This is a genomic window from Bifidobacterium felsineum (genome assembly GCF_002802915.1).
In the GTDB taxonomy this organism is placed as follows: Bacteria; Actinomycetota; Actinomycetes; order Actinomycetales; family Bifidobacteriaceae; genus Bifidobacterium; species Bifidobacterium felsineum.
The window spans coordinates 488721-507240 of sequence record NZ_PEBJ01000002.1; the positions used below are offsets into that span (position 1 = coordinate 488721).

Genomic DNA, 18520 nt, shown 5'->3' on the forward strand with positions numbered 1-18520 from the left:
GTTTCTCAATCAGAGAGGCTAACGCCATTTTTTTGAATGCTAGCTTTTATGCGGCATATCGGTTTCGGTATCGACGATGATGGTCACCGGGCCGTCGTTGACTAGTCCAACACGCATGTGTGCGCCGAATCGGCCTTCTTTGACCGTCACTCCCCCGGAGCGCAGTGCCTCATTGAATTTGATCCAGGTAATATCAGCATGTTCGGGTTTGCCTGCTTTGATGAAGCTTGGGCGATTGCCCTTGTGTACGTCGGCGTACAGCGTGAACTGTGAGATGGAGAGAATCTCGCCGCCGATATCCTGAATCGATCGGTTCATCTTGCCCTGCTCGTCTTCAAAGACACGCAGGTTCAATACTTTGTGAGCAAGCCACGCTACTTCGGCATCGCCATCAGCGTCGGAGACTCCGACCAAAATCATGTAGCCAGGGCCAATCTGCTGCGGCTCGAATGTAGGGTCGAGGGTTCCCAATTCGTTGACAACGTCAACGCTGGCGTGGCTTACTCGCTGAATCACAATACGCATATGCCCGATTATGCCATCTTTCGTGAAACAAGACATGCTTAAGTTTCCGGCGAGCGCACTCAACACGACTGATACGCTTGAATCAAGTGGTTTTCGCAATGTCACCGTCGTCGCCTTGTTTGCGGTTCATCACAGGCGCTCATAGAGAGCAGGAATCATGGCATCGGAGCATAACGGCACATCCGCACCAACTAACACCATCAATCAAAACTATGCTCATGGACGCCACGAGACTCGCAGCTCCAAGAGCGACAAATCATGGATCCTCTTCTGCGGTTTATTCAGCGTAGTTGGCGCGATTATGCTCGTGGTCAATATCACGGCCTTAGTCAATGAGATACAACTACGCAGAGACTGTACCGAGCTGACTGACGGAATCGTGACACAGCTCGTGTTGAATCCTGCCGACGAATCCGATGAAGATTCCTCAGATACATGGACGCCGGTATTCCGGTACAGTGCCGACGGACAGACATACGAACAGAAGTTTTCAATCTCGTCGTCTCCGCCGCAATACAAAGTCGGGCAGGCTGTTACGATATTGTATGACCCAGCTAATCCGAGCCGCTATGTGGTAAAAGGCGACAATTCCGCTCTTCTACTGCACTTCCTCTTGATGCTGATGTGCATCTGCTTCACAGCCGTATTGCCCATAGCAGCGGTGATTCACAAAATCAATAATCCCAGCAGCAAAGCATCACAGCAGCTATCGTACTGAATAAGACCAGCGCAAGATAATAAGGAATTCACTGCGATTGGGAAAGACTGGTGGAAACCTGCTGCTCCACACGGTCGTAAGCATTGGACAAAATCATATTGCCCGGCACTGTAGTCAGCAGAAATGCCAGCACCGCCGCAATAATCGACATGACCAGACCTTTGATGATTTTGGCCACGATTTTGAACACCACGTACGCCACAATGGCACCGACTACGATGGTCACACCGGTCTGCACAGTAGATGGCAATCCGCCGTACCATACAGCTATCCTGTCCAAAACCGACAAATCCAAGTTCGATAAATCGACGTTATTCAAATCCACACCGGAAACAATGGCGTTTACAGCTCCAGCTACCGACTGCATAATCCCGCCCCAATCAGTGATATTCAACGACTACATTCATTATTGTTGCCATATAGATTAGCGTATGACCATGGTGATTATGCTCATGGCACATAATCTACTAAGGAGGCAATCCTTGCACAGTGTCATCCAACAGGCCCTTGCCGTGCAATCCCCGATTATCATTGATGGCGCGATGGCCACTGAGCTGGAGTATCGGGGCGTGGATACCACGAGTGAACTGTGGTCTGCGATTGCATTGATTCAGGCTCCACAGTCAGTACGCGATGTGCATGAGGCATATTTTGAGGCGGGCGCCAATATCGCCATCACCGACACTTATCAGGCGAACATTGCTGCGTTTGAGAAATGCGGGATATCCCATGAAAAATCAGAACGTCTTATCGGCACAGCCGTATCCGCCGCATTGGAGGCACGGGAGAGATATCGGCGGCATCATGTCAATGCCGATGATGCATTCGTAAATGATTCATTCCCTAACTATGCGAGACCATTACTGGTGGCAGGCAGCGTGGGTCCTTATGGTGCATTTCTTGCGGATGGCAGCGAATATACCGGTGATTACCATCTTTCAGCCGCTGCCTATCGTGATTTTCATCGCAGAAGAATGCAGATTCTATCTGAAAGCGGCATAGATCTCTTCGCTTTTGAGACGATGTCCAATATCGGCGAAGTTCAAGCACTGATTGGATTGCTGAGTGAAGACTTCTCCGATCGTGAGGCTTGGGTCTCGTTCAGTCTGAGCGATTCCGGTCACTTATGCGACGGCACCTCTCTTGAGACGGCTGCAACCGTCGCCGATGCATGTCCGCAAATCAGTGCGATCGGCGTCAATTGTGTGCAACCCGAACTCGTCACTGATGCGATTGGCCATATATCAGCTGTTACCGCCAAACCGATTATCGTCTATCCAAACAATGGCGATGTCTATCATCCTGATACCAAGACCTGGACGAGCTGTGCTGATGCTTTATCTCTCAGCGATCTAGCTCCTCGATGGGTTGAAGCAGGAGCCTCGCTTATTGGCGGTTGCTGCCGCACCTCCCCCACTGACATCCATAATCTGGCACAGGCCTTTCATCAGTAGTAAGTCTTCCTACAGGACCATTGGCTTAATCGCAGTCGCGGGCTACTGCGCTTTCTTCCTCTCGTATTGCAAAGCGAACAGAACGAGCAGCAGAACAGCAACCATCGTAAACGGCAGACCGGCGAGACCAATCGTGTGATAGTTCATGCCGGACGCGTTCAACGCCATACCGCCGATCAACGAGCCGACCGCATTGCCACCATTGAAGGCGATTTGCACAGCTGCACCACCGATGAGCTCGCCACCGCCCTTGCCGGCTTCAGCCATCAAGAGCATCTGCGGACCATTGATAAAGAACAATCCGAATGCGATCCAGAAGGTCAACATCGCACAGGTTGCCAGATTGCCAGGCACGAGGAATACCATCAACAGACCCGCTGCGGAAATCGACTGACCGACCGCAGCGGTCACCGAATGCAGCCAACGATCAGCGAGATGTCCGCCGGCGAGACCGCCAACCACCATGCCGAACCCGGCCAGCATCATCAGCAGCGGAATCCACTGTGAATCGTAGCCGCCGGTTTTCTGCAGCCACGGAGATACGTAACTCCACCAGCAGAACACGCCGGAATTACCGACGAACACGGCACCGAGCACCAGCCATGGGCCTGGCTTGGCAAGGAATCGGAACTGGCCGGCAAGGCCGGCATCCGGCACGGCTGCGATAAGCGGCATCCAAGCCAAGGTCAATATGATGGTGAGGCCTGCTCCGATGGCCAGAATGATGAAGGCCAGTCGCCAGTTGAGATATTCGGCGAGCAGTGTGCCCGCCGGAACACCGAGCATATTGGCGAGGGTCTGGCCAGTGACCATTACGGATACGGCTTTGCCTTCACGGCCTTTGTCGGCGAGTGCCTTGGCGATCACCGTACCGGTACCAAAGAATGCTCCATGGGGCAGACCCGCGATGAACCGGGCGATAACGAGCACGATGGCATTCGGCGCGGCAGCACTCAGCGCGTTGCCGATCAAGGCGAGCGCCATAAACAGTATCACCAGATGTTTCGGACTGGTTTTGCGGCCGAAGACCAGCATCGTAACGCCGACGCACACTCCGATGGCATACGCGGAGATGAAGTGTCCTGCAGTCGGGATAGAAACGTTCATGGCAGCCGCCGTCTGCGGCAGGATACCCATCATCACGAATTCGGCCGCACCAAGCACGAACGCTCCTGCAGCGATCGACAGCAGGCTTTTCTTCATGTGCTGACTCCTCTATCCCAGTTATTTGCATAGTCATTTACAGCCATTACGCTGTGTTGTGCGCGCTAACAAACCGTTCCGAGTATATGCCGTGGGTTGGAAGCTGCAAGACTCTTAGCCATTCGAACTCACATGCCAAGTAATCTAAGATTGTAGGATTATGTTGCATGACATCGGAGTCATCTGAAGGAGAAGGAATCATGGGCGCTGGAGCCACTCAAAAGAAGCCATGGTACAAGCGTTGGTGGGGCATCCTCATCATTGCATTATTCACCATCGGACTTATCGGATACATATTCACCCATCAAAAAACATACCTGACGTCACTGGGCAAACAGTCGCCGAAGCTAAAACCACACTCAATCAGGAAGGCTTCACTCAAATCACCGTAACCCCTGATACGAAAGGAGGCGACGGAAAATGGAAGGTAGAGACTCAGACGCCAGAATCGGATAGCAAGCAGAAAACGTCTGTATCGGTAACGCTTAACGCAGTGCGCGACAACTCAGATTTACCTGATATCGCTGAAAAAGGCATGATGCTCGACGAAGTACTTATTCAGCTGGAAAACGAAGGCTACTCCACATCAGACTACAAGATTAAGAGCGACAGCGGGAAAGCTGTGCTCAAACCATCGAACTGGATTGTACTGTCAGCAAAAGATGGAGTCATCCGCGTGCATAACAAAGTCGCAGATGAAGAGGAAGCCAGAAAGAAAGCCGAAGAAGAAAAGAGAAAAGCCGAAGAAGAGGCAGCACGAAAAGCCGAAGAAGAAAAGAAAGCAGCCGAGGAGGCAGCGCGTCAGCAAGCGGAGCAACAGGCCGCAGCAGAAGAGGCTGCACGTCAAGCACAGCAACAACAGCAACAACAGCAACAACAGCAAGCTCAGCAGTCAGCTCCCCAATCATCAACCGGAACAGTGCACGGTGGATCATTCTGCAGCAGCCAAGGCGCTACCGGCAGATCGTCAGCAGGCACTTTGCTGACATGTCGAGTTGCATCGGACGGCAGACTTCGCTGGATGAAATAACTAGCAACATCATTATCTCGGACTTCCTCAAACCGTATCGGTTGGATGTCGGCCGTGTTCCATGCTTTTGTGGGGGCACGGACACTCTGCTGTTTCATGTGGTCACGGACAATTCCACGCGATTCGACCATCGCCGGTACAACACTGGTTTGCTGATATGTACCTTGGCAACCGCATTAGTCAGAATAAACTCCTCAGCACTGTGTGTGTCCAGCTGCTTCCATGCTGCCTTCGACGCTGGTATGAGACGGCCATCTGCACAGCAAACCGATTCCAGGTTGGAAGCGTATCTGAACAAAATGACCACGCCTTGGATGCGTCATCAACCTTCCAAGGACACAGTATCAATCGTCTGGTTTCAACGGTTTTGTTCAGGCTGTCCCCTTCACCGGACGAAAACAATGAGCCTGCATGCTAGCACGGAACCGCAGAAACAGAATGGCCCACTCCCCTATTCAAAGAATGGGCTCTGTATATCTGTCATCAATCAACGAGCTTTAGCCCTATGACGCAGGCGACCAGTCCAATGATGAGCAGAATCCGTATTAGCGAAATGGCTTCCTCTCCGCTAAGCATGCCATAAACAGCAGTGATTGCCGCGCCAATGCCAACCCATATCGCGTATGAAGTACCAATGGGGATGTGTTTCATCGCATAGGAAAGTCCGCCCATGCTGGCAACGAGGCCAATCACAAACACCACGGTGGGAATCAGTCGGGAAAAGCCCTTGGAGCGGTCAAGTGCAATAGCCCACACAGATTCACAGATACCGGAAATTACAAGAACAAACCAAGGCATAACCGTCATACTCCTCATGCATGGCAAGTCTTGTCAAACCGGGTACTTGTCCATCGTCCGGGAGCAACGCTAGCTCTACCTATTACGATAACACAGCCGAAAATAGAATGGATTTGCGTATATCCATGATTCATTCCCCACTTCCGGTCGTGGAACCGACGACTTATGTACTGAAGCATCGGGACTGTCTCGGAAAGTGCGTGACAGTTGTGTTTGTCAAGCGTCCTTCGGGTCAGGCGTCCACGAGTGGGCGGATGTCGCCGAGGGTGCTGGGGTCGAAGGTGAGCAGGTCGTAGTCGGTCTGGAGGTTGGCCCAGAAGTCGGCGGTGGTGCCGAGCGCCTTGCCGAGCCGCCATGCCATTGGCGTGGTGATGCGGCGTTTGCCGTTGACGATTTCGCCGATGGCGGTCTCGCTCACGCCGATGGTCTTGGCGAGCCGGTAGCAGCTGATGCCGAGCGGTTGGAGGAATTCCTCGTCCAGTATCTCGCCGGGGGTGCTGTAGAGGTTATTTGTGGTAGTCGTCGAAGTAGACATCGGTTGCCTCCTTGTCGTCGTCCCATTCGAACACGAGCCGCCATTGCTGGTTGACGCGGATGCTCCAGTGGCCTTTCAGGTCGCCTTTCAATGGTTCGAGCCGGTTGCCGGGCGGTATTTTGAGGTCGTGCAGTTCGCGGGCGGCCTTGAGCATCTGGAGTTTGCGCATGAGGACTCGTTCGAGGCCGGCCGGGTAGGTTTTGGGGTATCGGCCTCCGTTGAGTGTTCGTACAGATACATGGGAGAGATGTCGATGTCACCATCACACCAAGTCAGAATCCCGTGATCGATACGGAAATCCTCGAACGTCTTCTCATCCCGCAGCGGGGCGAAGGCGGGAACGTCATCGTACATTTCGGTGAAATCGCACAAACGCGTCTCGCCCGTGGAGAACTTCACCAGCATGACGTGATCATCCGTGACACGAGCCGAACGAACTTCCAACTCTAGCGCGGGCTCATCCGCGTACAGGATGCCATTCACTTCAAACATGACGGTCTCCTTCCTCACGAAAGCGGCTTGATACGATCGAACGGGCGTCCGGACACAGCCTCGTTCCACGCCTTGTGCAGCTCATCCTCATGCAATACGAGCCTTGCCACCACCAGCTTGTACTGCTTGGCTGGAAGTGATCCGGCCAACAGCTCCCCGTCAATGCCGATGGACGCTTTGAAGTCGCCGTAGTACACATGGACATGCGGCTTGTGGTGTTCGCTCTCGTCCTGATACATCATGCGGATGATGATTTTCCATAGAAACGACTCAACTCCGGCATGCCAGCCCCCATCCCGATACCTCATATGAGTTAAACCTCTACGTCGAGTATATGTCCACCAAACCTATCGCCATCGTCTATATCATCGGGCATTCAGTCAGCGTCAAACGATACAATCGATGCCAACAGCAGCCTTCTATGCCTCCTTACAGTGCACAACCCGGAGGGCTCTGTTTATTCCGCTTCTTCTGACATCTTCAGGGCAAGATTGCTCGCATATACGGTAGTCTTATGTTCTAATTTCCATTCGTCCGCGGTAATGATGCGGAAAATATCGTCATGGTATTCGCCGATGAGTCCGAAGTAGTCATGCTGTGATTCAAAGATCATCCTCATTCCACATTTGACCATCACACGACCGGATTGGGCGTTCTCCTTGTAATGCCCGCCCCACACGGCGTCCTTGTGCAACGCACCGAAAGCGTATCCGAGTACGGCGTCCAAGGCCTCGGGCATATAGCCCCTGCCCCAGAACGGGCGTCCGATCCAGTAGCCAAGCTCCATCGCATTGTCACCGAGATACTTGCCATAGCGCTCCCTAAGTGCATCATCGGCCTCGACCGGGTCAATGGTGTAGTGGCTGACCGGCTTGAGCGCGATACTGCCGACCGGCTCGTTACCGTCGTCTTTGATGGCGATGGCCCAGTTGTTCTCCACGGCAAGAATGTTCTTAATGTCGTTCATGCTGCCTTCAGCGCTCTTGTGCGGCGGCCATCCGCACAGCAATCCGATTTCAGGATCGGAAGCGTACCTGAACAATGACTCCGCCTCGGCTGCGTCATCAACCTTCCACGGGCGCAGCAGCAGACGTTCGGTTTCGATAGTTCCACTCATATTGTTCCTTTCCCTGTTCGGGAATAATAAGCCTGCATGCTATCACTGAACCGCAGAAACAGAAGGACCCGCCCCCCTATTTAGGGAGCGGGTCCTGTGTTCGTCCATGTCAAACTAGGCGACGTAGCGTGTCGCAAATCTTGCGACATTCGCGGTTTTCCATCAGCGTTGTCGCACTGTTTGCGACAACGAGATTGGCTCTATATTAGTGTTTACTGACATTGACCTTGAACTCGGCCTTTTCGCCTCACTGTGGCAGAAAACCAATCATGTTCGGTACGGCAGTTCGGGGCGGAGGGAATAGCGTCGTCCGCCGAAAGGCGCGCCCCACTCCCGTTGTGCGAGCCTGCCGATGATGCGGGCCGAGACCTCGGTGACGGATTCCCGGCTGTACGGTCCTTCGGCCGCGAGCGCACGCATGGCGTACATCGCCCCTCCGATGACGAAGGTGAGGAGGATGTCCTCTTCCTCGGTGGTGTCTTCCGTCAGATAGAACTGTCGCAGGTGTCGTTCTATTTTGTCGTACAGCACGTCCTGCCTGCCGCGGAACAGTATGTCTATGGCGTCTTTTCTCGTGTCCATGGCCGCCGGCACGTTTCCGAGGAAGACCAAAGGGTCGGTGAACAGCTTGTCCTTGTATGGAAACGCCTCGAAGCATTCATCAAGGACCATGTCCTCAAGCTGGTCCGACAGGTCGAACACGTCGGTGTAGTGATGGTAGAACGTCGACTTGTTGATCAGAGCCTCCGCGCAGATGTCGCGCACCCTGACCCGCTCCAACGGCTGGGTTCGCCGCAATGTCAGGAAGGCCTCGCGGATCGCCTTTCGTGTTTTGACAATACGTAGATCCTCCGCCATGCGTGACCCCCGTTTCCGTATCCATGTGGGCGATGTCGATAAGCGACATTTTCGCCTATCGGTCGCATATGCTCCCTGCGACGATTTCCGTCGGTTGAAGATATGCAACCTTGGTTGCTAAATAGACATTAGACCGATAATCAACCACGGTCAAATTGCAGCGGTACGGCCGAAACCAGTGCCGGACCTTCGACGGAAAGGAACCTGCTTCTATGGGATTGACCCGAAAACAACGCATTACGGTCATCGTGCTGTTGACGGGCACGGTGCTCGCCATTCTCGACTTGTCGTTTCTGTCTCCGGCATTGCCGTCCATCATGGAAGACTTCAGCATCGACGCGACCACGGCCCAGTGGCTGTCGAGCGCGTATTCGCTGGTCGAAGCGTTGATCATCCCCCTGTCGGCATACCTGCTCGGACGTTTTTCGACCAAGCGCCTGTTCGTTGCCGCGATGGGTATATTCTCCGCAGGAAGCCTGCTGGCCGCGTGGGGGCCGAATTTCGCAGTCCTGCTCGTTGGCCGCGTCTGTCAGGCGGCATGTACGGGAATTCTGCTGCCCATGGTGATGACCGAGATCGTACTCATCTTCCCTCGCGAACGACGCGGGACGGCCATGGGCCTGATTGGCCTATTGGTAGGATTCGCGCCGGCGATCGGCCCGACGGTGTCCGGACTGTTGATCGATTCCGTCGGCTGGCATGCGCTGTTCCTTATCGTCGGAGTACTCGGCATCATCATTCTCTGCGTCGCGATGGTGGTGCTTGAAACCAAGGAGACGGCTGCCCGGACACCGTTCGACGCCTTGTCCGTGGCATTGTCGTCAATCGGACTGCTGTGCATACTGTACGGCTTGTCGACGTTCGCATCGACCAGCAATACCACCATTATCATCGTCCTCATCGTGATCGGCGCCGCTCTTATCGCGTTGTTCGTCGTTCGCCAGTTGAGGCTTGAGCAGCCCATGCTCGACATGCGCGTATTCCGTTCCCGCAGGTTTTCCAGTTCCGTCGCCGTCATCGCACTCACGCAGGGCGTGTATCTCGGCATCGGCACCGTGCTGCCCCTGTTCGTTCAGATCGTCAAAGGCGAATCCGCCGTGATGAGTGGACTCGTCGTACTGCCCGGCGCTCTGCTCAGCGCGGCGATGGCGCTGGTATCCGGCAAACTGTACGACCGGTTCGGCGTGCATGTCCCGGCTCGGGCAGGCAGTGTGTGCACCCTCGCCGGCATCGCACTGCTTGCCACAATGCCGATGGACACCAGCATGCCGGTCGTCGCCATCGCCTACACACTGTGCTCGGTAGGCGTGCAACTGATTATCACGCCCTGCAACACATGGGGCATCAATTCGTTGAGCAATGCTCTCGTGCGCCATGCGAATGCCGCCGCCCAGACCTCAAACCAGATCAGCAATTCCTTCATGGTCGCGCTGATCATATCGTTCTCCGCGCTATCCTCCGTGATCGCACCCAAGGCCACGGAACTCGAAGCGGCATACTACGGCGACAAAATCGCGTTCATCGCCGCCGCGGCGATTCTGCTGGCGCTGGCGGCATTCATCGCGATCTTCATACGCGACCGCAAAACCGACACCATCGTCGAATAAGAAATATCCGGCCAGTCGTCCAAAAGGACACACGCCAACCGAATCACATCATCTGTCCTCCATTACAAGTCCCATCACAGAAAGGAACATTATGACCGATACCACCAACAGCAACGCACCGTTGCTTGACATCAACGGGAGCGACATCCTGTTCAAACCGGCGAACCCATTGAATCAGGCCAAACCTCCGATTCCTCCATTGGAGACGCGAACCGTCCTCTATCGGGAGGGAAGCGTCAACGCCAAGGGAGCCATGAAACTGCCAATCGACATCGAATGCCTGGAGGACATCCCAATTGAAATGCGCGACGGCACGGTCATCTACGGCGATCTATGGCGCAGGCAGGGCGACGCCCGCACCCCGGTCATTCTCGTCTATTCGCCCTACAGCAAGCGCGGCGGCCCATTCAACGCCAACTACGATGTGACCAGCACCGGATTCCCCAAGAATCAGGTATCCGGCCTGCAACGTTTCGAATCGCCCGACCCGGCCTACTGGTGCAGGTATGGATATGCGATCTGCGTGGTGGACGAGCGGGGCATCGGCCACTCCGGCGGCGACATGTACTTCATGGGAACCCAGGCCGGACGGGACGTGCATGACACCATCGAATACATCGCACGCCAGGACTGGTGCACCGGAAAGGTATGCATGATGGGCAATTCGCAGCTCGCCATGATCCAATGGGCCGCCGCAGCCGCCAAACCGGCTCATCTGGCCGCGATCGCCCCGTGGGAGGGCCTCACCGACGAGTACCGCGAAGTGGTGTGCCGCGGCGGCATCCCCAACGGCACGTTCCATGACATCGACATCGTCGGCTTCCTGTATGGGCAGAGCCGATTCGAGGATGTGACCGGTATGCTCGAACAGCACCCGCTCGTGGACGACTACTGGACCGACAAGATCCCCGATCTCGAACACGTCACCGTCCCCGCCTATGTGGTGGCCAGTTGGACGCATCCGATCCATACCCGCAGCACGCTCTCCGGATTCAAACGACTCGGATCGAAGGACAAATGGCTGCGCATCCACGACACCCACGAATGGGGAGACCTCGACACCCGGGAGAACTGCGACGACCTGCGTCGCTTCTTCGATCACTATCTCAAGGGCATCGACAACGGTTGGGAGCAGACTCCGCGCGTACGTTATTCACGGCTTGACGTGGGAGCCAAACACAACCTGTTTTCCACGTCCGACGACTACCCCTGCGTACGGACCGAAACGATGGAACTGCATCTGAATGCCTCGGACGGCACCATGAACGAGCAGCAGGCCGCACTGGAATCCAGCACCGAATACGATGCCGTCAGCCGTGACATGAACGCCGTCGCACGCTTCGAATACCGGATTCCCCGGGACATGGAAATCCACGGGCCGCTCAACGCCCGCCTATGGATGAGCACCGACACCGGCGACGACATGGATCTGTTCGCCCAGCTGTACAAGAAGGACGCGAAGGGCAAGGTGCTGTACCACGTGGTCTTCCCCGGCTTGGAGAAGAAACTGCGCATGATGATAGCCCTCACGCCGAAGGGCAAGCAGCTGCCTGGCGGGCCGATCTACGTTGGCCCCAACGGCCGACTGCGCGCATCGCACCGTGAACTCGATACGAAACGATCGACGCCGACCGAGCCGTACATGACCTACACGAACCCGCAGCCGGTCACCCCATTCGTACCGGTGCAGGTCGATCTGGGATTGTGGCCGACCGATATGCTCCTGCATGAAGGGGAGACCCTGGTGCTGGAAATCAGCGGACACGCTTGCGGTCCGGTGGCCGAGGCCCGCGCCAGCGACGAGGCGCCGGACGCACAGTTGCCCACCGTCAATCAGGGCAGGCACACCGTGCATACGGGCGGCGTCTACGACAGCGTCCTGCTCATGCCAATCGTGAAACCGTGACATCGGACAACCTCTGAAAAGCTCCGCATGACGAAATAACCGAGGGTCTTGGAATCCAAGCGATTCCAAGACCCTCGACGTTACCCAACAATCACTTCTTAGACGTTGGGGAGAACTTGAACTCGACGATGTCGCTTTACGACATCATTCAGTTTCTCCAGCCAGAAAGTCGTCCATATGGACAAGTCCGACTAACCAACCACGGCGTCAAACGAGTCCACGGCATGTAGCGCGATGGCCACGTCGGCCGGGGTGACCTCGAACGGCATGTTGCCCATCGTGTCATCCGGGGAACATGCCAGTTCGCCCACTCGTAGCAGATCCTCATCCGAGGCATCGGCGATGCCGATGCCGGCCAAGGTGGTCGGCAGGCCGACCGCGCGGAAGAATCCGAGCGCCTCCTCGAAATCAGTCATCGGCCGGTCCTCCAGTACGAACTGCGTGAGAGTACCGTATGCCACCTTCTCGCCATGCAGATACTTATGCGTGCCTTCCAGCGCGGTCAGGCCGTTATGCACGGCGTGCGCCGCCGCCAGTCCGCTCGACTCGAAACCAATGCCGCTGAGCAGCGTGTTCGCCTCGATCACCTGTTCCAAGGCGCGCGTGCGCAGACCCTTACGCGCTGACGCCAAGGCCTTCACGCCGTCGGCGATGAGCAGATCGTGGCACAGGCGCGCCATCGCTTCGGCGGCGTTGGTGGCATGGCCACCGGCCATGGTGACCGCGTTCGATTTGATGCAGGCAAGAGCCTCGAAATAGGTGGCGTAGGCGTCACCGAAGCCGGCTGTCAGGAGTCTGGCAGGCGCCTTGGCGATGACGTCCGTGTCCATGATCACCTTGTCCGGATTCCTGGGCAATGGCAGATACCGGTCGAATTGCCCGTCGTCGGTGTACAGCACCGAAAGCCTTGAGCACGGCGCGTCCGAAGATGCGGCAGTCGGCACGATGACGACCGGCAACCCGGCGAAATGCGCCACGGCCTTGGCTGTGTCGAGCGACTTGCCGCCGCCGATACCGAACACCACATCGCATTCGCCCAACCGTTCCTGATGACGGCGGACCTCGGTCATCGAGCATTCGCCGGCGAACGCCTCATAGTGATACGGAGTGTTCGAAGCGTCGAAACTCGAAGTGATTCGGTCGTGGTACATCCGGTCGATGAACGGGTCGACGATCAGGTACGCGCCGGTCGAACCGAGTTCTGTGTATTCCGGTGCAAGCGAACCCAATGCACCTTCCTGTTGGATGTAGCTGCCTGGTGAGCACAGCACTGTTCTCATGATTGCTCCTTTTACTTCATTGTTGGATTATCTGTTCAAAAATAGAGTTGTCCATCGCGTGATGTCGCGCGACTCCGCACGCTTGAGCAGCATCAGCACACCGACCGACCCCAGTGCCAGTACCGCGCCGAAGAGACCGAGCCAGCGCAGCCCCAGATGCGTCATGGCCAGTCCGCTGATGGTGGACCCCAAGGTTATGCCGATGTTGAACGCCATCGCGTTCATCGAGGATGCCAGCGTTATGGACGAGGGGAACCGTTCGGTGGCGATGGCGGTGTGCAGCACCTGCGATGGCGAATTCTGCAAGTACATGAGACAGGACAGCGCGAGCAGATCCACGGCCCCGAGCGCCGGAATCATGCTTGCGAACGGCAGTACGGCCAAGCAGACGGCCTGCAACAGGTACAGCGGGATCAAACCGACAATTGGCTGCGAACCGGTACCGCGTGCCGCCAACTTGCCGCTGTACAGGTTGGACCACAGCGCCGCAAGACCGATCACGGTCAACGCAAGACTCAGATACCGCTCGGGGACGCCGATCTCCTCGGTGAGGATGGGAGAAAGATACGTATAGAAGGAGTATGTCGCCGCCGCACCGAAAACGACCGCCAGTATGCCATACCAGACCCGCACGTCGGTGAACAGACGGAATTGCGGCAGAAAGCGCGCGGTTCCGGTTACGTATGAATCCCGGGGAAGACAGCGCAGCATCGATATGATGACCATCACGGTCAGCAGATTGATGAGATGGAACGACCACCGCCAGCCGAACTGTTGTGCGATGAACGTACCAATCGGCACACCGAAAACCGCGGCGATAGAGATGCCGGAGAAGATCCAGGACATGAACCGGGGCCGATCAGATGCATCGACCAAATCCGGCGCGAACGTCATGGGCACGGCCACGAGCGGCCCGCTCACCGTGGCGATGACGATGCGCCCCACCAGCAGCATTGGATAATTTAGGGCAAAGGCGCACAGGACATTGCCGGCCAAGAAGATGCACGTCATCGCCATCAAGGCATGGAAACGATTGAATTTCGCGGATACGGCCGCTCCGATTGGAGTCATCGGCGCGTATACGAGCGCGAAGGCGGAGACCAATGAACCGATGGCTGCCAACGAAACGCGCATGTCCGAAGCAATCGGCTGCATGACACCGACTACAATGAACTCGCTCAGTCCCAGCAAAAACGTCAATGCGATAAGCGTGATGACTGGCACCGTGAAGAACCGGGATACACTTCGTGCCCTCGTGACATCCACTATGAATATCCTTTCCTGAATGGCATGATTAACTATCGAAATAAGGTGAACATGACTATCGATATGTTCACATCACTCACCTAGAAACTACTGTTATGATAGCGATACAAACTTGATGAGATACGAGACGAACCATCACTATAGTTTCCATTACTATAGAAATCGTGACAACAATGACTGCCAAGCGAACGATTGATCAGACCTTTCCGAAGAGTTCCAATCCTCTGACCATTTTCTCCGATCTTTCGGAAACTCCGCACTACAATCTGCCGGGATTGCCGATGTACGCGAGACGCGACGACATGCGTCGCTATGGCTTCCGCATGGCGTGCCATTGGCATCGCGACCTGGAATTCATCCATGTTCTCAACGGCCATCCACGCGTATTCGTCAACGGCGTGCTCATTCCGTTGCATGCAGGCAAAGGCATCTTCATCAACTCGCGTCGCATGCACTATCTGGTATGCGACGACAGCGACGATGCCGGATTCGTCTCGGCGGTGATCGACGCATCACTGCTAGGCGCGATGTACGCGCCGATGGCGGCCGCCATGCTGAAGCGCATGGGCGACGACAATCCTGATTACGTCGTACTCGACTCAACCCGCGAATGGGACCGCACATTGCTGTTCGGCATCGACGAGCTCGAGCGGCTGATGTCCCGATGCGAAAGGCAACAGGAGACGGGAGACGCACTGACGGTACTGCCGGCAGTCGCCCAGTCTGCGCACTTGTGCTTTCTGGCGTTGGAAAGAGTCGAAGAAGGAACCATTACCGCCGAACCCAAGACAGTGAATCAAAGAACCTCGGAATATCCAACTCCTTCATCGGCACATGCCGCGGCAAACAATCCAGGGCCCGATTTCAGGGCCTTCCTGCTTATGATGGCTTTCATCCGCGCCAACGCATCACAAAAAATCAACCTTGACGACATCGCGCGAGCCGGTATAGTCGGCCGTCGCGTTTGCTGCGAACTGTTCCGCACATATGCCGGACAGACGCCGATCGACTACCTGACCGACTATCGCCTTGGCAAGGCCCGCGAGTTGCTGTCCGAGGGAACCATGTCCATCAAGGAGATTTCACAGGCATGCGGCTTCTCGTCACCCGCCTATTTCAGTTATGTGTTCCGACGGCACATGGACGCCACCCCACGCCAGTGGCGAGATCGAGAAATGACGGACTAAGGATACAAAGCAGTTGCCGGTCTGCGCCACCCCATCGTCCGCGACGAACAGCAGCAAAGCAACCTCAATACACCAATACACAATGAGGGCCTTGGAATCACTGGAATTCCAAGGCCCTCAGCACTACTCAGCAATCACCACTTGCTGACATTAAATTTGAACTCCACCGACTTGCCGTACCGCAACAGCCCTCCATGCCCTCACACTTACGCAGTCAACGGATGGTCATCCAGACAGTGAAATCATGTCATGTCAAAAGTCATGTATTTGTCCTCAGACACGTTGAATTGAAGCTCGCTGTTTGTCGGTCTTTTTTTCATCCTGCCGCGTTGTGGATATTCAAACACAGCGCGTGATAGTCTATTCGACCATTTGACAGACCGACCGACGGTCTGTATGCTCTGGGGAAGAAAAGAAAGGAGGAGGTCATGGCGCACCATACGCACCACGAGGACACTGAACGGCGAATCCTCGATTCCGCACGAAGGCTCTTCGCCGAGAAGGGCTACGAGAAGACATCCATCCAGGACATCCTGAACGATTTGGGCCTTTCCAAGGGCGGGCTCTACCACCATTTCAAATCGAAGGAGGCGATTCTCGACCAGCTGAACGCCGATGAGTGGGCCGTCACCTCACGTCTCCTCGACGAACTCATCGAGCATGATGACATGAGCGCGTTGGAGAAGTTGCGCGCACTCGTCATTTCCGCCGTGGACGCCCCCGATCACTTGGATCTCGTTCGATCCCAGCTCGCACTTCTCAAGGACCCCTCGTTCTTTACCGCGAATATGCGCTTCTGGTCAACGAGGCTGCCGGAGTCCTTCCGCTCGCTCATCGACATGGGCGTGCAGGACGGTTCGATTCCCACAGCATATCCCGAGGAGGCGGCGCAATTGCTCTCGCTCCTCGGCAACTATTGGCTCATGCCCTGCTTCTATCCCGCCGACCGTACCGACATGGAACGGCGTATCCGCTGCCTCGCCACGATGCTTGACGCCATCGGCGTACCGGTATTCGACGAGACGCTCATCCTGCGAGCGGTCAAGGGCCTCATGGCCCTGATGCCAGAAGGGGAAGTGGCGTCCGCATAGGCCGCGCCCGGGCACGCTGGCTTGCACATTATGGCGCCCAAGTGGAAAGGACGTTTGTACGTCCTTTGCCGTGGCGCATTTTTTTATCACCATAACAGACCGACGGTCGGTCTGAATGGATATCCATGAATACCAAGGAAAGGAACTCGATAATGACGAACACGTCCGAATACACGACTCAACCGCAAAGCAGCCAAGTTGCAGACCCTCTCCGCGTACGCGACTTCTATCTGCTTGTCGCAGGTCTCGGCATATCGCTCTTCGCCAACCTCATGTTGCGGTTCGCCATGTCCATGTGGGTGCTTGACGAGACCGGCTCGGCCGCGGCGTTCGCGTCCATCCTCACGGCGAGCATCCTGCCCACGATCCTGCTCTCACCCCTTGGCGGCGTGGTGGCGGACCGCACGAACCGCCGGACCGTCATGGTGGCGCTCGACACGCTCTCCGCTGCAACGGTGCTCGTCTGCGCCACCATCTTTTCGGTCATCGGTTTCAATTTGGCGGCGATTGCCGTGATGCAGGTGGTGCTCGCCGTGCTCGATGCCATGGAAACACCCACGGTGCAGGCGGCGTTGCCGCAGATGTTCCGCTCCCACGGCGAGGACGTGATGCGTCGCGCCATGTCCGTGGTGAACGTGGTGAACCAGACGAGCACGCTCGTGCCCGCCGTGCTCGGCGGCGTGCTCTATGCGGCGGTGGGCGCCATGCCCATGATGGGCATTACCATCGTGGGATTCGGCACGGCCGCCGCCGTGGAATGTTTCATCCGACTCGGCGCTCCCGAACGCGGTGACGATGAGCGAACCTCCGCCCTGGACGACCTGCGCGCGGCCGGACGTTTCCTCACTCGCGAGCGCCCCCATGTACTGCATCTGGTGCTGCTCTGCGCTGCGCTCAACTTTCTGGTGACGGGCTATGCGGAGGTCGGTTTCCCCTACATGGTGCGGACCGTGCTAGGGTTCGACTCCACGGCGTACGGACTTGCATACGGTCTCGTGGGAGCATCCGGACTGCTCGGTGCGCTCGTCGGAGGACGGGCCGCGAAGTCGCTTTCCAAGCGACGATTCCCGACGGCAATCGCCGCCTTCTCGCTCACCATCCTGCCCCAGGCGCTCGTCATGGCGCTTCCCGCCGGCGACGGAGTGCGCCTTGTGGTGCTCACGGCGAGCACCTGCGGAACCATGGTCGCCATCACCCTTGCGAACCTCATCGCCGTACCGGCAATCCAGATGAGCTGTCCCGAAGAGATGACCGGCAAGGTGATGTCGATCGCGCTCTCCACGAGCATGTGCGCCCAGCCTCTCGGACAAATCACATACGGCTGGGCGTACAGCGTTTATCCAGCGGGAGCGGTTCTGGCGATGACGTTCATGCTGGCCGCTGCCATGTTGCCATTGGTCGCACACGTAGCGCGGCGGTTCTAGGACATGCCCCGTCCAAGACCACGACGCTA

Annotated in this window: 20 protein-coding genes and 1 riboswitch; of the genes, 8 read left to right on the forward strand and 12 right to left on the reverse strand. The window is 56.3% G+C overall.

What is annotated here, in order from left to right; genetic code table 11:
* Nucleotides 1-39: 39 nt before the first annotated feature.
* Nucleotides 40-525 (reverse strand): D-aminoacyl-tRNA deacylase, encoded by a 486-nt coding sequence (gene dtd / locus CSQ86_RS05745; RefSeq protein ID WP_100494138.1) that lies wholly within the window; start codon nt 523-525, stop codon nt 40-42.
* A gap of 157 nt (nt 526-682) precedes the next feature.
* On the opposite strand from dtd, the gene CSQ86_RS05750 reads away from it, so the two are divergent.
* Nucleotides 683-1243: a DUF3592 domain-containing protein gene (locus CSQ86_RS05750; RefSeq protein ID WP_100494139.1), complete on the forward strand. Its 561-nt coding sequence runs from the start codon at nt 683-685 to the stop codon at nt 1241-1243.
* Nucleotides 1244-1271: 28 nt separating this feature from the next.
* On the opposite strand, the gene CSQ86_RS05755 is transcribed toward CSQ86_RS05750, so the two are convergent.
* Nucleotides 1272-1610, reverse strand: a complete 339-nt coding sequence (locus tag CSQ86_RS05755) for a hypothetical protein (protein WP_133119269.1) — start codon at nt 1608-1610, stop codon at nt 1272-1274.
* 64 nt (nt 1611-1674) lie between these two features.
* On the opposite strand from CSQ86_RS05755, the gene mmuM reads away from it, so the two are divergent.
* Complete coding sequence (gene mmuM, locus CSQ86_RS05760) at nt 1675-2697, forward strand: homocysteine S-methyltransferase (RefSeq protein ID WP_207761557.1); 1023 nt, start codon at nt 1675-1677, stop codon at nt 2695-2697.
* A 42-nt stretch (nt 2698-2739) separates the two neighbouring features.
* On the opposite strand, the gene CSQ86_RS05765 is transcribed toward mmuM, so the two are convergent.
* Nucleotides 2740-3900: an MFS transporter gene (locus CSQ86_RS05765; RefSeq protein WP_100494141.1), complete on the reverse strand. Its 1161-nt coding sequence runs from the start codon at nt 3898-3900 to the stop codon at nt 2740-2742.
* A gap of 229 nt (nt 3901-4129) precedes the next feature.
* Here CSQ86_RS05765 and CSQ86_RS05770 point away from each other — a divergent pair, with 229 nt between their 5' ends.
* Entirely contained in the window at nt 4130-4930 is an 801-nt protein-coding gene (locus CSQ86_RS05770; protein ID WP_240542246.1) for a PASTA domain-containing protein, read from the forward strand.
* Between the two features lie 483 nt (nt 4931-5413).
* Here CSQ86_RS05770 and CSQ86_RS05780 read toward each other — a convergent pair whose 3' ends face one another.
* From CSQ86_RS05780 to CSQ86_RS05810, 7 genes are all read right to left on the reverse strand, one after another.
* Nucleotides 5414-5737 (reverse strand): DMT family transporter, encoded by a 324-nt coding sequence (locus tag CSQ86_RS05780; RefSeq protein ID WP_214378124.1) that lies wholly within the window; start codon nt 5735-5737, stop codon nt 5414-5416.
* A gap of 10 nt (nt 5738-5747) precedes the next feature.
* A riboswitch (guanidine-III (ykkC-III) riboswitch) is annotated at nt 5748-5807 on the reverse strand.
* A 153-nt stretch (nt 5808-5960) separates the two neighbouring features.
* Nucleotides 5961-6263 carry a HigA family addiction module antitoxin gene (locus CSQ86_RS05785; RefSeq protein ID WP_100494143.1) on the reverse strand — a complete coding sequence of 101 codons (303 nt, stop codon included), beginning with the start codon at nt 6261-6263 and terminating at the stop codon, nt 5961-5963.
* Nucleotides 6235-6432 carry a type II toxin-antitoxin system RelE/ParE family toxin gene (locus CSQ86_RS05790; RefSeq protein ID WP_100494144.1) on the reverse strand — a complete coding sequence of 66 codons (198 nt, stop codon included), beginning with the start codon at nt 6430-6432 and terminating at the stop codon, nt 6235-6237. Before CSQ86_RS05790 ends, CSQ86_RS05785 begins: the two co-directional genes overlap by 29 nt.
* On the reverse strand, nt 6351-6755 hold the full coding sequence (locus tag CSQ86_RS10110; protein ID WP_100494145.1) for a DUF2442 domain-containing protein: 405 nt from the start codon (nt 6753-6755) through the stop codon (nt 6351-6353). The genes CSQ86_RS05790 and CSQ86_RS10110 overlap by 82 nt, the downstream gene beginning before the upstream one ends.
* 14 nt (nt 6756-6769) lie before the next feature.
* Nucleotides 6770-6997 carry a DUF4160 domain-containing protein gene (locus CSQ86_RS05800; protein ID WP_207761558.1) on the reverse strand — a complete coding sequence of 76 codons (228 nt, stop codon included), beginning with the start codon at nt 6995-6997 and terminating at the stop codon, nt 6770-6772.
* A 215-nt stretch (nt 6998-7212) separates the two neighbouring features.
* A complete protein-coding gene (locus tag CSQ86_RS05805; protein ID WP_100494146.1) occupies nt 7213-7872 on the reverse strand; it encodes a GNAT family N-acetyltransferase in 660 nt (219 codons plus the stop codon).
* Nucleotides 7873-8139: 267 nt separating this feature from the next.
* Entirely contained in the window at nt 8140-8730 is a 591-nt protein-coding gene (locus CSQ86_RS05810; RefSeq protein WP_100494147.1) for a TetR/AcrR family transcriptional regulator, read from the reverse strand.
* 212 nt (nt 8731-8942) lie between these two features.
* Between CSQ86_RS05810 and CSQ86_RS05815 the strand changes: the two genes are divergently transcribed.
* Both CSQ86_RS05815 and CSQ86_RS05820 read left to right on the forward strand, forming a co-directional pair.
* Nucleotides 8943-10337 carry a DHA2 family efflux MFS transporter permease subunit gene (locus CSQ86_RS05815; RefSeq protein WP_100494148.1) on the forward strand — a complete coding sequence of 465 codons (1395 nt, stop codon included), beginning with the start codon at nt 8943-8945 and terminating at the stop codon, nt 10335-10337.
* Between the two features lie 91 nt (nt 10338-10428).
* Nucleotides 10429-12243 carry a CocE/NonD family hydrolase gene (locus CSQ86_RS05820; protein WP_100494149.1) on the forward strand — a complete coding sequence of 605 codons (1815 nt, stop codon included), beginning with the start codon at nt 10429-10431 and terminating at the stop codon, nt 12241-12243.
* A 191-nt stretch (nt 12244-12434) separates the two neighbouring features.
* Here the strand turns inward: CSQ86_RS05820 and CSQ86_RS05825 are convergent, their stop codons facing one another.
* Both CSQ86_RS05825 and CSQ86_RS05830 read right to left on the reverse strand, forming a co-directional pair.
* Nucleotides 12435-13523, reverse strand: a complete 1089-nt coding sequence (locus tag CSQ86_RS05825) for a glycerol dehydrogenase (protein ID WP_100494150.1) — start codon at nt 13521-13523, stop codon at nt 12435-12437.
* 27 nt (nt 13524-13550) lie between these two features.
* Nucleotides 13551-14747: an MFS transporter gene (locus CSQ86_RS05830; RefSeq protein ID WP_243387648.1), complete on the reverse strand. Its 1197-nt coding sequence runs from the start codon at nt 14745-14747 to the stop codon at nt 13551-13553.
* 215 nt (nt 14748-14962) lie between these two features.
* Here CSQ86_RS05830 and CSQ86_RS05835 point away from each other — a divergent pair, with 215 nt between their 5' ends.
* The 3 genes from CSQ86_RS05835 (at nt 14963) to CSQ86_RS05845 (ending at nt 18491) form a co-directional block, all read left to right on the forward strand.
* Nucleotides 14963-15976, forward strand: coding sequence for an AraC family transcriptional regulator (locus tag CSQ86_RS05835; protein ID WP_100494152.1), 1014 nt, complete (start codon nt 14963-14965; stop codon nt 15974-15976).
* A 428-nt stretch (nt 15977-16404) separates the two neighbouring features.
* On the forward strand, nt 16405-17067 hold the full coding sequence (locus CSQ86_RS05840; protein ID WP_100494153.1) for a TetR/AcrR family transcriptional regulator: 663 nt from the start codon (nt 16405-16407) through the stop codon (nt 17065-17067).
* Nucleotides 17068-17219: 152 nt separating this feature from the next.
* Complete coding sequence (locus CSQ86_RS05845) at nt 17220-18491, forward strand: MFS transporter (protein WP_100494154.1); 1272 nt, start codon at nt 17220-17222, stop codon at nt 18489-18491.
* Nucleotides 18492-18520: the final 29 nt, after the last annotated feature.

What these genes read in the sequence shown, in the direction of transcription:
- CSQ86_RS05820 (WP_100494149.1), top strand. Translation starts at nt 10,429, where the DNA reads ATGACCGATACCACCAACAGCAACGCACCGTTGCTTGACATCAACGGG.
- CSQ86_RS05810 (WP_100494147.1), bottom strand. Translation starts at nt 8,730, where the DNA reads ATGGCGGAGGATCTACGTATTGTCAAAACACGAAAGGCGATCCGCGAG.
- CSQ86_RS05780 (WP_214378124.1), bottom strand. Translation starts at nt 5,737, where the DNA reads ATGACGGTTATGCCTTGGTTTGTTCTTGTAATTTCCGGTATCTGTGAA.
- CSQ86_RS05770 (WP_240542246.1), top strand. Translation starts at nt 4,130, where the DNA reads ATGGTACAAGCGTTGGTGGGGCATCCTCATCATTGCATTATTCACCAT.
- CSQ86_RS05840 (WP_100494153.1), top strand. Translation starts at nt 16,405, where the DNA reads ATGGCGCACCATACGCACCACGAGGACACTGAACGGCGAATCCTCGAT.
- CSQ86_RS05845 (WP_100494154.1), top strand. Translation starts at nt 17,220, where the DNA reads ATGACGAACACGTCCGAATACACGACTCAACCGCAAAGCAGCCAAGTT.
- CSQ86_RS10110 (WP_100494145.1), bottom strand. Translation starts at nt 6,755, where the DNA reads ATGTTTGAAGTGAATGGCATCCTGTACGCGGATGAGCCCGCGCTAGAG.
- CSQ86_RS05755 (WP_133119269.1), bottom strand. Translation starts at nt 1,610, where the DNA reads ATGCAGTCGGTAGCTGGAGCTGTAAACGCCATTGTTTCCGGTGTGGAT.
- CSQ86_RS05785 (WP_100494143.1), bottom strand. Translation starts at nt 6,263, where the DNA reads ATGTCTACTTCGACGACTACCACAAATAACCTCTACAGCACCCCCGGC.
- CSQ86_RS05765 (WP_100494141.1), bottom strand. Translation starts at nt 3,900, where the DNA reads ATGAAGAAAAGCCTGCTGTCGATCGCTGCAGGAGCGTTCGTGCTTGGT.
- CSQ86_RS05835 (WP_100494152.1), top strand. Translation starts at nt 14,963, where the DNA reads ATGACTGCCAAGCGAACGATTGATCAGACCTTTCCGAAGAGTTCCAAT.
- mmuM (WP_207761557.1), top strand. Translation starts at nt 1,675, where the DNA reads ATGACCATGGTGATTATGCTCATGGCACATAATCTACTAAGGAGGCAA.
- CSQ86_RS05800 (WP_207761558.1), bottom strand. Translation starts at nt 6,997, where the DNA reads ATGATGTATCAGGACGAGAGCGAACACCACAAGCCGCATGTCCATGTG.
- CSQ86_RS05815 (WP_100494148.1), top strand. Translation starts at nt 8,943, where the DNA reads ATGGGATTGACCCGAAAACAACGCATTACGGTCATCGTGCTGTTGACG.
- CSQ86_RS05805 (WP_100494146.1), bottom strand. Translation starts at nt 7,872, where the DNA reads ATGAGTGGAACTATCGAAACCGAACGTCTGCTGCTGCGCCCGTGGAAG.
- CSQ86_RS05825 (WP_100494150.1), bottom strand. Translation starts at nt 13,523, where the DNA reads ATGAGAACAGTGCTGTGCTCACCAGGCAGCTACATCCAACAGGAAGGT.
- dtd (WP_100494138.1), bottom strand. Translation starts at nt 525, where the DNA reads ATGCGTATTGTGATTCAGCGAGTAAGCCACGCCAGCGTTGACGTTGTC.
- CSQ86_RS05790 (WP_100494144.1), bottom strand. Translation starts at nt 6,432, where the DNA reads ATGCGCAAACTCCAGATGCTCAAGGCCGCCCGCGAACTGCACGACCTC.
- CSQ86_RS05750 (WP_100494139.1), top strand. Translation starts at nt 683, where the DNA reads ATGGCATCGGAGCATAACGGCACATCCGCACCAACTAACACCATCAAT.